Origin of the sequence: Clostridioides sp. ZZV14-6345 (assembly GCF_020657775.1) — a bacterium.
Taxonomy (GTDB): Bacteria; Bacillota; Clostridia; order Peptostreptococcales; family Peptostreptococcaceae; genus Clostridioides; species Clostridioides difficile_D.
This window is the reverse complement of record NZ_JAGWCX010000058.1, coordinates 13390-27130: the sequence shown is the minus strand read 5'-3', so window position 1 is coordinate 27130 and position 13741 is coordinate 13390. Positions and strand designations below refer to the sequence as shown.

At 25.5% G+C, this 13741-nt stretch carries 14 protein-coding genes; 5 read left to right on the top strand and 9 right to left on the bottom strand.

Annotation, left to right across the window (positions count from 1 at the left end):
- Positions 1-401 precede the first annotated feature (401 nt).
- The 4 genes from srtB (at position 402) to KGF39_RS20275 (ending at position 2473) form a co-directional block, all read left to right on the top strand.
- Positions 402-1109 (top strand): class B sortase, encoded by a 708-nt coding sequence (gene srtB / locus KGF39_RS14625; RefSeq protein ID WP_227822858.1) that lies wholly within the window; start codon positions 402-404, stop codon positions 1107-1109.
- 202 nt (positions 1110-1311) lie between these two features.
- The gene (locus KGF39_RS14620; RefSeq protein WP_227822857.1) at positions 1312-1662 is read left to right on the top strand and encodes a hypothetical protein; all 351 of its coding nucleotides are present in this window, start codon (positions 1312-1314) and stop codon (positions 1660-1662) included.
- 26 nt (positions 1663-1688) lie between these two features.
- Complete coding sequence (locus KGF39_RS14615) at positions 1689-2042, top strand: transposase (RefSeq protein ID WP_227822856.1); 354 nt, start codon at positions 1689-1691, stop codon at positions 2040-2042.
- Positions 2039-2473, top strand: coding sequence for a transposase (locus KGF39_RS20275; protein ID WP_413927092.1), 435 nt, complete (start codon positions 2039-2041; stop codon positions 2471-2473). The genes KGF39_RS14615 and KGF39_RS20275 overlap by 4 nt, the downstream gene beginning before the upstream one ends.
- A gap of 455 nt (positions 2474-2928) precedes the next feature.
- Here KGF39_RS20275 and KGF39_RS14605 read toward each other — a convergent pair whose 3' ends face one another.
- From KGF39_RS14605 to KGF39_RS14565, 9 genes are all read right to left on the bottom strand, one after another.
- On the bottom strand, positions 2929-4800 hold the full coding sequence (locus tag KGF39_RS14605) for a hypothetical protein (RefSeq protein ID WP_107594506.1): 1872 nt from the start codon (positions 4798-4800) through the stop codon (positions 2929-2931).
- Positions 4800-6386, bottom strand: a complete 1587-nt coding sequence (locus KGF39_RS14600) for an ATP-binding protein (protein ID WP_227822855.1) — start codon at positions 6384-6386, stop codon at positions 4800-4802. The genes KGF39_RS14605 and KGF39_RS14600 overlap by 1 nt, the downstream gene beginning before the upstream one ends.
- 15 nt (positions 6387-6401) lie before the next feature.
- Positions 6402-8081 carry an ATP-binding protein gene (locus KGF39_RS14595; protein WP_107594504.1) on the bottom strand — a complete coding sequence of 560 codons (1680 nt, stop codon included), beginning with the start codon at positions 8079-8081 and terminating at the stop codon, positions 6402-6404.
- A 19-nt stretch (positions 8082-8100) separates the two neighbouring features.
- Positions 8101-9246: a hypothetical protein gene (locus KGF39_RS14590; RefSeq protein ID WP_227822854.1), complete on the bottom strand. Its 1146-nt coding sequence runs from the start codon at positions 9244-9246 to the stop codon at positions 8101-8103.
- Between the two features lie 312 nt (positions 9247-9558).
- Positions 9559-9831, bottom strand: a complete 273-nt coding sequence (locus KGF39_RS14585) for a hypothetical protein (RefSeq protein ID WP_107594503.1) — start codon at positions 9829-9831, stop codon at positions 9559-9561.
- 247 nt (positions 9832-10078) lie between these two features.
- On the bottom strand, positions 10079-11392 hold the full coding sequence (locus tag KGF39_RS14580) for a DnaB-like helicase C-terminal domain-containing protein (RefSeq protein ID WP_227822859.1): 1314 nt from the start codon (positions 11390-11392) through the stop codon (positions 10079-10081).
- Positions 11393-11425: 33 nt separating this feature from the next.
- A complete protein-coding gene (locus tag KGF39_RS14575) occupies positions 11426-12169 on the bottom strand; it encodes a hypothetical protein (protein WP_227822853.1) in 744 nt (247 codons plus the stop codon).
- A gap of 21 nt (positions 12170-12190) precedes the next feature.
- On the bottom strand, positions 12191-12505 hold the full coding sequence (locus KGF39_RS14570) for a hypothetical protein (protein ID WP_003433761.1): 315 nt from the start codon (positions 12503-12505) through the stop codon (positions 12191-12193).
- 3 nt (positions 12506-12508) lie between these two features.
- Positions 12509-12709, bottom strand: coding sequence for a helix-turn-helix transcriptional regulator (locus KGF39_RS14565; protein WP_003433759.1), 201 nt, complete (start codon positions 12707-12709; stop codon positions 12509-12511).
- Positions 12710-12846: 137 nt separating this feature from the next.
- On the opposite strand from KGF39_RS14565, the gene KGF39_RS14560 reads away from it, so the two are divergent.
- Entirely contained in the window at positions 12847-13620 is a 774-nt protein-coding gene (locus KGF39_RS14560) for a helix-turn-helix transcriptional regulator (protein ID WP_227822852.1), read from the top strand.
- The last annotated feature ends 121 nt before the right edge of the window (positions 13621-13741 follow it).

Below are 13741 nucleotides of genomic sequence, written 5' to 3'. Positions count from 1 at the left end.
CATTAGCATCTCCTTCTGCATTTCCTGCATTAGCATCTCCTTCTGCACTTCCTGCATTAGTACTTTCTTCTATAGTATCTGCGAAAGTATTTGATGTATTAAATGATGCTACTGATCCAAGTCCCATTGAGATACTTAAAATCATTGATAGTACTTTCTTTTTACATTTTTGTTGCATAAATTCCCCCTCCCCTAAAGAATTTTTAATATACACTATATATATCCTAACATACACTCTAATAACTTTAATATATACTTAAAACTCATATTTGTCAATGAATATACTGCTTTTTCAACCTTATATATTATAAGTATTTATTATTTACTAAATAACTATAATAAAAATTTTAACTATATAAAATTTATTTAATCTTTTATATAATAATACAGGAGATGATTAATTGAAAAAACTAGTAAAAATATTAATAAACATTATTTGCATTATTACACTAATTTTCTCTAGCCTTTCGATTTACATAAAATTATCTGAATATAGAAAAGCTGATGAAGTATATACTAAACTCAGAGAAAACACTGGCAACAATAATAGTAAACATCAAGAACTTTATGATAAAAATAATGATTATAGATTCTGGCTTAAAATAAATAATACAAATATAGACTATCCTGTAGTACAGGGATATAACAATGATATCTACCTGACTCATGATTTTTATAAAAATTATCTTCCTTCAGGTAGTATTTTCATGGATTATAGAAATAATTTTGAAAATGATAAGAGTTTAATAGTCTATGGTCATTATATGAAAAATAAAACTATGTTTGGTCAGCTAGAAAACTATACTGATGAAGCATTTTTCAAAGAAAATAACTTAGTAGAAATAAAATATAAAGAACAAACTTATACTTATGAAATTTTTTCAGTATATACTGCTGACTTAATTAACAGAGATTATTTAAATATACACTTTAATAGTAATGATGAGTTTGAAGATTATTTGAATTATATAACTGAAAAATCAGTACACAAATCTGATATAAAGGTAGATATTTCAGATAAAATTATAACTTTATATACTTGTAACTATGAATTTAAAGATGCTCGTACTATAGTTCACGCTAAATTAATTTCAAAAAAAAGAGACTGATAAGTAGGTTTGTGTAAATACAAACTTACCTACAGTCTTTTTTGAATGTAAAATTGGTAAGTTTGGAATAATATTCATATTAAACTTTTGGAGGTAAAGAAATGAAAGAACAAAGAGAAATAATTATTCCAGATTTAGATTACCAAGCTGAATTAAGAAAGTGTAAAACTATGGAGGATGTAGTTGGTGAAGATGGTATATAATGTCTCAATTTACAAATTATCTTGGTGATATTAATGAAATTTCAAAAGATACATTATTTATTGATGGAAGTAAAATTAAATCTGTTGCTAATAGATGTACATTTGTTTGGAGAAAAATTATTGAAAAAAATATGCCTAAAATGTTAAAGGAGCTACCTTACTTTATTTTAAAATGCGAACAAGATTTTGGCATTAAGGTAATTTATAAAGATAAAATAAGAATGTGTCACTTAAAAAAGTTACTTAAAAAACTTAAAAAGATAGCTAGAGAAGAGAGAGTTATTTTGTTCATGGCAAAGGTAAAAGAAAAACGTCTATTCAAAAATTATGTAATTATATCAATAGGTTAAAAAAGTATATTAAAGATCTTTATATAATGGGTGAACGAAACAGCTCCTCTAAAACGGATAAAGATGCAACATTTATGAGGATGAAAGAAGACTACATGAAGAATGTTCAACTTAAACCTACATATAATATTCAAATTGGTGTAGATTCTGAATATGTAGTATGGGCAAATTCAGGTTCTCAACCTACAGATACTACTACTTTAATATCATTTTTAAAGTCTATAGAAAAATATACTAATTTTAAATATCATAAAGTAATAGCTGACGCTGGTTATGAAAGTGAGGAAAATTATGTATTTCTTGAAAATAATAATCAACTTTCTTTTATTAAACCTTCCAATTATGAAGTTAGTAAAACAAGAAAATATAAAATGATATAGGTCTTGTAGACAACATAAAGTATAATTCAGAAGATGATTACTACATTTGCAAAAATAATAAAAAGCTATATGCTAGTAATACCAAAATAAGGAAATCAAAAACTGGATATAAAAGTAAAATAACATATTATACTTGTGATGATTGTAGTTACTGTGAATTTAAACGTAGCTATATAAAAGGAAATAATAGCAAAATATCCCTTGAGCAAAGGACTAAGAGGCTTGAAATATCTAAATTATTTCATGAAAAAAGAAAGGATAATTTAGAAAGAATCACTAGTATACAAAGATGTAAACTTAGAATGAATAGAAGTATTCAGGTAGAAGGAGCTTTAGCTCAAATAAAACATAATATAAACTTTAAGAGATCTCTAAGTAGAGGCAATTCAAAATGTTCTTTCCGAATTTATACTTGTGGTGTTAGCCCATAGTATTTCTAAATTTCACAATAAGATAATGAATAATAAATGTGGTATGTATATTCACCCTCTCAAAAATATTTCTTAATCTTACCATTTGTAAATTATTCCATTTTTTAAATGGTATTTTTATACCTTTATTTCTTATGCCCATTTTTAAGCTCAAATCTTGCATAAATATAAATCAATGAAAAACAAGTAAAAAAAGAACTGTCGAACAGCAATTTAAAATTACTCATTCGACAGTTCCTTTTTCGTGAATTTAAGTGGTGGAGACGAGGGGAGTCTATAAGTGGTTATTTGATTGTTTTGTTGATTTTTGTGAATGTAGGTATATAGCTATTTGATTACTATATTATGTTAATTTTTTTGGACACTTCTTATTATTTATTTTTGTAATTGGGGTATCGTTGGGGTACAAATTTCTATTTCGTATTTAAGTATTAGTATAAAAATAGGCTTTATAACTAATTGTTATAAAACCCATTCTTCATGATACCTTCAGCTTGGTCTCTTGTTATTTTATAGTATTTCAGAATATTTAAAATTTCTTTATCATTTGTTAATAGATCTATATCTTGAAATTCATTTTTTTCTATTATCCTTTTCGTAAAAATAATTTTTTCTTCATTTAAGGATTTGAAATCCTGCCACCATTTGTTGGTCAGACCACAGTCTTTAAAAAATTGACGATATATTATAAATGTTTCTGGCATATATAGTAGTTTATAAAAAGCATTTTCAGATTCTCCAAATGCTTCATTAAAAAAAGATGTTCCACTTCCCACTTTGCCTTTTGTAGAATTTAATATTGCTTGTATAGCCCTTATAAACTTTCTATTCCAATGTAAACCTATAAAGTTTCTATTTTTAAAGTATTTTGGATCTTCTATAGGATGATATTTCATGGGAAAAGAATATATATTAGCATCTAATTCGTCACATAAATCAACATTTAGTTTCAATCTCCTATATAAATCTATTGGCTTATCTTTATAATTATATAAAAGATAATTAGATAAATTTTTTATGCCATATTTAACTGCTGTTTTAACTGCATTTTCATAGATATCGTGTAATTTCCAGTCATCAAAAGCTATTCTTAGTGGTTTAATAGGTATTTCTGATAATTTAGACATATTTTCGTCATTAATCAAACGAGCATCAATTCCTTGATTGAAATCTACAATTCTTTTTTTAGGTCTTCTCTTATAGTATTTTTCAAATAATACTTTTACATCTTCATAACATGATAGAATATTTTCTTTTTTAGCAGTTTCTATGTCTAATAACTTTTTTGTTTCCAAAATAGAAAATATGTGTTTTGTTTCTTCATTAAAATATTTATCCAGCAGCAACTTGTATAAACCTATAATCTTTTTTATGTATGCTCTATCATTATATCCTTCTCTTAGATTTCTAATTGCTACCTCAAATTCATTTGGTTGATGAAAAAGATTATCTTTCGTAAACCCTGCTTCTTTTATCTCTTCAATAATTTTATTAAAGTTATTGGAAGCTAATACATTATTATCTAATAATAGTAAATCTTTTTTCTCTCCAAATTTTTCATTTGTAATTTTTATTTGCTCTTTTATGCTTATAAAATCTTTGTATTCTGGTTCTAATTTAGGAACTGCACAAAAACTACATTTATTTATGCAACCCCTTGTCATGTACCCAAAATAAGAATTATTTGCTGGATATCTATAATCTATCTCATCCAATATTGAATAATCTAATGGCAGGTTATCAATTATTATATCATTATCATCTAGTATTCCAGACTTATTTAATGCGCCAACAAAAGGCTTTATACCTGTTTCTTTTTCTATTTCATTTGGTAAAATAGATGCCATAACACCTCCAACCATAACATCCTTTGGGTGTTTACATAAGCATTTTGCAAAATTTATAGTTTCAATAGTTATATCCCAATAAAAAGTAAATAAAGTTGTTATTCCCACCCTATCATATTTTCTATAATTAGGATTAAGATATTCTTTAGTTCTATAAAACTTTCTATAATATACTAATAGATCTCTAATAATTGGATTATCATCTACTTTGGGAATTTTCTCTAGAGCATCTTTTATTCCCTTTTTAAGATAGTAAATAATATCATTTTTATATTCTTCCCAAAAAACCTCATTACAATTTGCATACAATTGTTTTAATAAGTCATCATAGATATCATTTATAACTAAGTCCTTTAGATCTCCCTTAAAAAAAGTAACTTTGTCTCCTAACATTTTATAGTATGTTGATATTTTCATTACTCCAATTGGAGGATATTTATTTTTATAATTTGGTTCTATTAATAAAATATTTCTATTCATTAGCTCAACTCTTCTTGTATTTTCTCTATTAATGTGTTAGCTGTGTCTCTTGGCAATACAGCTTTAATTACACTATATATTTTACTTACAAGTTTTTGTTCCTTTCTATTTAAATTAGATAATCTTTGTGTCATAAACTTTTTATTATTTTTAGTTTTTTCAATTTTTTCGTTTCTTTCTGTTTTCTCGATTTTTTCACTTTTTATTTCAATTACTTTTTCTTGATTTTCACTATGTGAGTATCCTTTTTCTAATATAGAAAATACTTTATTTATAACTCCTTTATCAGAAGCTTTATCAACCACTCCTTTAAGGATTCTTTTAGCTTCTTCTGCATCTTTAAGCTTTTCTTCTAATTCTTTTTCAGATAATTTTTTTTCTTCTGAATCAATAAATCCTCCCTCTTTTATTTTTTTATTATATTCATTTTCTACCTTATCATATTCAGATTTTTTTTTAAATGCATTTTTAATTCTATTTGCATGATGATATAATGTATGTAATTCATCAAATATAGATTTTAAACCTGCTTCTAATTCTTTTTCAGTTTCATTTTCATTAAAGTAGTCTCTTCTGGCATTTGGTATAAGATCTTTGCTCACAACATGAATTTCACCAATAAAATAATAATTTCCTCTCGGTTCTCTAAAGAAGTGTGTTAAAGTTCTTTCATTTCCAATTTGAATATTCTCTTTTCTTAATCTGATTCCGCGCATTTGATTACATACAGGAATTGACTTTATAAAGCCAGATACCCCAAACCACATCCAAGCAATTAACTCATTGTCACTATTCATGATTTTTTTAAATTCTAAATCATATATTTCATCATATGATTTTTTCCCTGCGTTTTTAGTATCTTCATAAAGTTTATTTCTATAGTTTTTAAATATCTGCTTTCCATTTATAGAAATTTTATATTCACAAATACTCATATTTTCATTATTTATAAATTCATAAATTTTTTCTTTATAAATAAAGTTATGATATGGAACTGGTGCTATTGAAGATAAATACTTTTCTACTTCTTTAATGTCCATTAACTCTTTATTTTCATTATTAACATTAATTAATTCTACTTCAAAAAAATGACTTTCTTCATCACAAACCTCTTCTTCATAACTTATAATGTTATCCAGTAATTCTTCTGCTGTACATCTACAATTTTTATCACTTAAAATTTCTTTACATTTTTTTGCATCCCAGATCATTACTGATTTTAAGTTTTCACCATAATAAGAAGATGAAAATTTTAGTTTATCACAATATGCAATTCCACCTAATCTTCCTATACCTCTAAATCCTTTATCTGTATCTCTATCTTTTTCAGAATTTGCAATATCAGATAATCTTTTTTTAAAATACTTCTTTTGAATTCCAGTAGCATTATCATATATTTTTATATTTCTTGTCTTTTTATCTATGTCTATATCTATACAAGCATCTTCTTGTTTCATCAAAGCAGTTTGAACAGCCTTATCTATTTGATCTGCAGAATTTTGTATATATTCTCTGTAAATAACTCTACAATCTTCATACATACCTACTGTAAGATTTTCTATAATATTTTTACCTAATATAATCAATTAAAAACACCTACCTTATTTATACTGCTTATATAATGGTTTTGGAAACTTTATATTTAATAATGACCTAAAAATAGGATTTTGAATAATATATTCACCTTGTTTTAACCTTGTCATCATATTCTTATACACTGGTGAAATAAATTTATAATCACTCTTAGCTATTTCAATAGCATTTGTTCTTCCATAGACATGTGTAGAACAATTGCCTGTAACTCTGCTATGTATAGCACTTTTAAATTGTTCTGCAGAAAATAATATAATACCTAAAGATCTACCTCTTTCTGCTATATCCAATATTTGTCTAAGTATTGGTGAATTTTTAGGAGAATCTGTAGATGCATACTTATTTAATTCATCAATGAATATTACTATTTTTGATGGAATGTTACATTCATCATCACTTCCATATTCTCCTAATTTTAAATTGTAAATTGTTCTTATAGCATCTCCAAATACAAAACTTTGCATATCTTCATTTAATTTTGCTATATCTATAACATGTATTTCATTTCTTTTTATATTCTTTAATGACTCATTTATACGAACTTCATTATTATCAGAATCAACTCTATCATTGAATATAGCATTTTTATATATTGATTTTCTTATTATACGATTAAATTTTCTCCAGCTTGCTACAGTAATCTCTTTATCATAAGATTTAACACCAGCTTGGCATCTATCTTGTATTTCTTCTAAAAAATCATCCCATAGAGTAAACTTTCCAAAACCACCTTGGTTAGTAATTATATAATTTAAAATTGAGTCCATAGATTGGGTAGGGTCATCTAAACTAGAAAACATTAAGTCTAAATTATCCTTATCTTCTTCATATATATATTTATACATAAAGGCTTTATTTAGTTTTTGTTGCTCATGTAATGTTTTTTTATCCATATATGTATTCCATATATTTTGTTCAGAATATGGATAATAATATTTAACATTTTTAAATGGATCTTTTGATAATCCTAACATATCATATAATTTATAGGATTCTTCTCTCTCTTCTATACTTTCAAAATCATTTTTTTCATCTATTGAAAGTAAATCTTTTCCTTTAACATTGAACAATACAAAAGCTACACTATCACTATCTTCATCATTTTTTATATAGTAATCTTGTATTGATTTCAATAAAAACATAGCATATGAAGTTTTAGTTGCTAAACCTGATATCCCAGATATATTTAAGTGCGCACCTTCTGGGCCAATTAGAAATCTTGAATCTATATTTACAGGAAGCATCACTTTCTTATCTTCTTCTGAACTTTTGTACATCTCAAGATATCCACATATCATTGGATTTTTAATATTAGACAACCCTAATGCCTCAGAAATTTCGTTAGCATTTGCCATATATACTTTTTCATTATTCAATAGAGGAATATAAATATTCTTTGTATTTCCTATTACTTGTGCTTTAATGTAATTCATACCTATTCTATGTGTATTTTCAACTGAATTAACATCCCCAAAATCATTAGATATATAACTTGATAAAAAATTAGCTGAATCTGTAATATGAGAGATTTCTTCTATTACCCCATAAGAAAAACTCCCATTTATATGACTTATTTTCACTACATCAAATGGATTTAAAATTAATTTTGGTGATGTCCAGAAAAAAAATTCATCAATGGTAGACGGATTTTTCTCTGTTGCAATTACTTTCCCTATTACTTCTCCCATACATATACCCCTATTCTATTTAAAATATATTTAAAAATAATGTATTACTAATATACTTGCTTTTTACATAACTTTCAGTTAAAAAAACTGGATATAAGTGATTTGCCCATCTAAAATCTTTTCCATAACAGACTGGGTTTCTCTCATTGATAATATTAGCTGTAATAAAATCAACCTCTTCTGAATCTAATCCATGTTCAATTTCTTCATCTGTTACTAATATTCTTTCTAACTTTAAAACTCCGTCAAATGCATTACTAGTATATCTTTTTTCTCTTATACGAACATACCAAATAGCAAAGCTTACATCTCCAAACATTTTTGAAGTGTACTTACTAACAGGAGTTCTATTATATAATTTTAGATTTGCTATGTAATTTGAATTGTTTTTTCCTTTAATATCTAAGCATTTTTCAGGGTTAAAAGATTTAGATACTCCAACAACCCATCTATAATTATTACGTATTTTCCTTAATTCTCTAAAATTACCTGTTGACATTACACGATATTCTAATGAACCGTCTTTAAGTAAGTAATTATTTTGATCTAATAGATTTTTACTTGCAAGAAAAGCTGTCATTTCTTTTTCCTTATCTATCATAAGATCTTGTATTACTGCAATACCTTTATTTTCTAAATTTTCTCCTTCATTTCGTAAGTATTTATATGTCAATATATTTGTAAATTCTATATTATTTTTTTTTAATGACATATTAGAATTTATTTTTTGTAATAAATTACTAAAAAAAAGTTGAGGATTCCACCCACCTTTGTTAGCAATTTTAGGAAGACATATTACTGAACAGCGCTCAAATTTAAATGGTTTTATTTCTTTAGATTCTCTTTTACAGCATCCAATTCCAATTTGACCAGCAATAACAGGAAAAACTTGATTTTGATAAGATATATCATCAACCTTAAATACTCTTCTTGACCCATCTAAAAAATATGTAAATAGAGGTTTATACTTACTAATACTTTTAGCTAATTCTGATAGATCCTTAGGGCTTTTATGTTTTTCTGTTTCTCCAATATCTTTCCAAATAATTTCATTGTTGTCATCATAATCAAGTGATGGAACTCTAATGCTATCAAAACTATATTTAAAAGTTCTAAAACTTTTTCCACCAGTTTCTTCAGCAATCATTTCCATTATATTATTCAACAAGTTCACCTCACTACACTATTCTATTATTTTAATACAATCTTCTTAATTCTCATACAAATTATACCATTTTATTGCTAGTTCAGCTATATATTCTAGTTTTTTTACTACATTAAAGATAAATACTTTTATATTTAAATGTTATCTACCTCTAATAAAAAATTAAATGCTCAATTCTAGTTTTAATGTATCAATATATATTTTAAATCTATAGAATCATATTTCAAATTACTAATATATAATAAAAAACTAAATTCCAACTTATGTAAGTTAAAATTTAGCTTTTTATGATTACTAAGAATAGATCCCAGCTTAATCCAATAATCCAATTATAAAATTAGCTCCTGCTTTAAATCCAAGTTTATAACCAAGTTCCCTTTCAAATTCTATTAATGAATTAAACAAATCATTTAATTCAACCAACACACACTTCTTATCATCTTCTAAACTTTTTTCCAATAACTCATTAATTTTTTTAACCTCTTTCCAACATTCAATATAATACTCATCTTTTTCTAAAATCCCTCTATACATATGTTCATTTATCCAATAATCAAAATATATTTCTATAATTTCATCATACATTTTAGTACCTCCTTGACTTTCATCAGGTACTTAATATATACTTAAGTTGCTAGGTTAGTGTACATCAAGTACCTAATTTATAAAGGTAGTTGTTATATTTATATGGCAACTACCTTTTTCTAATAAGTTTTTAAATCTAAACTCAATATATTTTAAATCTTTATTACATCTAATTAATACTTATCTTTATCCTTCAACACTTCTCGAAACATAATTTATCTATTACTTAATAAATCATGCTTCTTTTTTATATCTCTTGTATCTTCTTACATTCTTCAAAAGAAAACAAATTTCCTATATACCAATATGGTCTAAATCCTGACTCACCATCTCTATTTTTAGCAACAATAATCTCACTTAAATTAGCACCAAAACCTTTTTCTCTTCGTCTCAGTTCTCTTATATCCTCAATTCCCATTGTCTTACAATAATTAAGAGCTTCTTTTTCTGTAGGTCTATGAATATATATAACTGAATTAGAATCCATATATATCTGCTTTGAACTTCTCATTACTCTATCGCCTTTAGGTCTTTCATCTTTCAATTCATCATTTAATTGAGCAAGCTGAATAACTGGTATATTAAAATCTAAAGTAATCTTTTTTATTTGCCTTGATAAGTCAGCGAATTTAGCTTCTCCTACTTCTTTACCTTCATAATCCAAAATTTGCAAATAATCAATTATTACTAAGTTAGGCTTAATATTCTTTATTTCTCTCTTTATTCCTGATACTGTGTTTACAGAGTCATTTATATAAAGATTATTTTCTTGATTTATTATACTTAAAGCTTGTATATATTTGACTATTTCTTCATCATCTAAGTTTCTATTTTTCATCTTTACAACTGATATTCCAGTTAGTGATGCTATATTTCTAAATAGAATCTGTATATCGCTCATTTCTCCACTTATAAAAAGTACTTTCTTACCTTGAAATATTACATTTCTAAGTATTTGTAACGCCAATGCTGTTTTACCTCTTCCACTTTTAGCTGCTATTGTAGTTAGTTCACCTCCATATAAACCTCCTATAGTATCATCTAAGAACTTTATTCCAGTTTTAATACCTTCATTTATTTCATCATTTATATATTCAAAGGCTCTCTCTGATATGGCTGTTATACTTGAATCCTTTTTTATTAATTTCTGATTAGCTTTATTTATATCATTTTCTAACTGATATACAAGAGTATTATCATCTATTTCTCCAAGATTGAACTTATTGAATTTATCAATTATATTTCTATTTTGGTATTTTTCAATAACTATACTTACATAACTCATGAAATTTGATACTGTTGGAACTATGGTTGACAAACTAGTGATATAGCTTATACCTCCAATATTATTCAAATGACCTTTTCTATTTAATTCTTCTGTAAGAGTTATTATATCTATTACTTCATTTCTCTTATTTATTTCTTTTATAGCATTAAATATGTATTTATGTTCTTCATGATAAAACATGTCTTCATTTAACATTTGCTCTAACTCTTGTACTATTGTTGAATCTAATAAAATACTTCCTAATATTGATTGCTCTGCTTCTGTATTTTTAATTAAGTTGTTTGAATTATTTATAATATAACCTCCTTACCACTTTAATTGTGAGTCATCTGGATTATATATTCCTGTCTCTTTATTTATGACAATTTCCTTGCTATGATAATTGCCCTCTAGTATCTTGGTAAAATTACTTGAATTCATTATCCAATCAAAATTTGCTTTCCATCCTGTATTATTATTTCCATTCAGAAAACTTGTTTTACTAACTATATTTATAACCTCTAATACAGTTTCTTTATCATATTCTCTTATTCTTGAATTTATTCTCCTCTTTCTTGTATCTGTTAGTTTCTTGACCTTTGAAAGTTCAATACAAGTTGAGTTAAATTTGCTTATAATTTCACTATATATAATATTATTTTCATTCTTTATATTCTTGATTGTTGTTGATTGATTGTTAATAGTCTGTTGATTAGGTTGTTGATTTTCTATGTTCTCTTGGTAAAGCTCCCAGTTTTCAATAGTTATGACTATATATTTGTTTGTTGTTTCGTATGTTAGAAAACCAGCATTTTTAAAAACCAACAAACAACTTCTAACCATTTGATAACTAACTCCTTTACCACATCTTTCAGCTATTTTGCTATAGGAAGAAATAAATTGTCCAGACTTTATTTTTATCCTTTTGTTATCTATAAAAACATAGTTTTCTTTATGACTAGCCATAAGTAATATAGTTATTAATATTACTTTTCTTTCTGGTTTAATGTCTTTCCAAATTGATTTATCCAACAACTCCCTATAAAGCTTTATCCACCCTTTATTGCTCAATTACAAACACCTACTTTAAGACTATAACTTGATACCATTTGCATTTTCAATAAACCAATCATCTAATTTATTTTTTATTATGTATACTCGATTATTTATCCATATACAAGGGAATCCTTTGTTTTTAGAATGACATAACTGCCTAAATTTTGATTCTCCTATAGGATAAAGCTTAGATGCTTCTTTACATGTTATAAGCTCAGCTTTATTTCTTTTCGCATTTTCAATAATTTTATATCCTTGCTTTTTTTCTTGTGCTTCTTCTTCATTCTTTACAATAATGTTTAAAGTGGCTTGTAATGTCTTTAAAACCTCTAAATTATTATTCTCTTTCATATTTTAATCCTCCTTACTAAAAAATAATTCTTCTACTGTTGTATCTAAAGCTCTAGATAGTTTAATCATCAAATCATTGCTTGGATTATTAGCCTTACCTGTTTCCAAGTTTGATAAATAATATCTTGATATACCAACTCTATCTGCCAGTTCTTGTTGCTTTAAACCTTTTTTAATCCTAAATATTTTTAAATTGATTCCCATACTTTTTCCTCCTTTTTTCTAGTTTACATTCGTAAACTTTACATTTTAATTATAATGTCGACATATGTGTACTGTCAATAAGAATATATTATTTTTCTGTTCTCATTTGTGTACTTTTGGGATATACTTTATACGAGGTGATAATATTGCAAATTGGAAAAAACTTAAAAAAGATAAGAAAACAAAAAAAGCTAACGCAGATTCAACTTGCTGAAATTAGTGGCATCTCAAGAAATGCTCTAATAAATTATGAAAATGATAAAAGAATACCTAGTATAGATACCTTATCAAAACTCGCTAAAGCTTTGAAAATTGAAAAGACTATCTTTTATTTTGATATTGAAAATGAAGTAATGACTAATGAAGATGTTTTATACTTTTTACAGTCTTTATTCCCAGAAGAATACTATTCTTTTGATGAATTTTTAAATGCTATTTCAAATCTTATGGAAGATGATGATATTAGAATTACCTCAAGTTTATTGCTAGGTGCTTGGTCTGATAAAGACCAATATTATAAACTTGGTGAAAAATTAGAACTAAATGAAAATCAAGTTTATAATTGGATACTTTCAGATTGTATATCTAATACTGAATTAGATTTTTCATTACATCCTGATGAAATAAAAGAAATTATTAAAAATGATGTTCTTACAAAACAATCAATTGATGAATTATTAGATATTGGTCTATCAGAAGAAAATATAGAAACAATCTATGATTACTTTAGTGACTCAACAGATAATGGAAGTAATATTCGACTAAAAAAATTAATATCTCAAAAAGAAAATATTACTATTAAAAATAATGATTACTTTAAATTATTACAAGAAAATAACGAATTAAAGGAAAAAAATGAAAAGCTTGAAAATACACTTAAAGAAATAAAAAAACTACTAACTAAAATATAAAATAATATCAATACTATCTAAAGCAATGATAAAAAACTATGAATGGAGTTACAATTATGAATAAATCATATATGCTAAAATACACATATAAATGCCCTACTAATTTATTTCATGGAGATAA

Excerpts from the sequence above, each read along its gene's own strand:
- KGF39_RS14620 (WP_227822857.1), top strand. The coding sequence starts at position 1,312 with ATGTCTCAATTTACAAATTATCTTGGTGATATTAATGAAATTTCAAAA.
- KGF39_RS14595 (WP_107594504.1), bottom strand. The coding sequence starts at position 8,081 with ATGGGAGAAGTAATAGGGAAAGTAATTGCAACAGAGAAAAATCCGTCT.
- KGF39_RS14615 (WP_227822856.1), top strand. The coding sequence starts at position 1,689 with ATGGGTGAACGAAACAGCTCCTCTAAAACGGATAAAGATGCAACATTT.
- KGF39_RS14565 (WP_003433759.1), bottom strand. The coding sequence starts at position 12,709 with ATGGGAATCAATTTAAAAATATTTAGGATTAAAAAAGGTTTAAAGCAA.
- KGF39_RS14585 (WP_107594503.1), bottom strand. The coding sequence starts at position 9,831 with ATGTATGATGAAATTATAGAAATATATTTTGATTATTGGATAAATGAA.
- KGF39_RS14605 (WP_107594506.1), bottom strand. The coding sequence starts at position 4,800 with ATGAATAGAAATATTTTATTAATAGAACCAAATTATAAAAATAAATAT.
- KGF39_RS14570 (WP_003433761.1), bottom strand. The coding sequence starts at position 12,505 with ATGAAAGAGAATAATAATTTAGAGGTTTTAAAGACATTACAAGCCACT.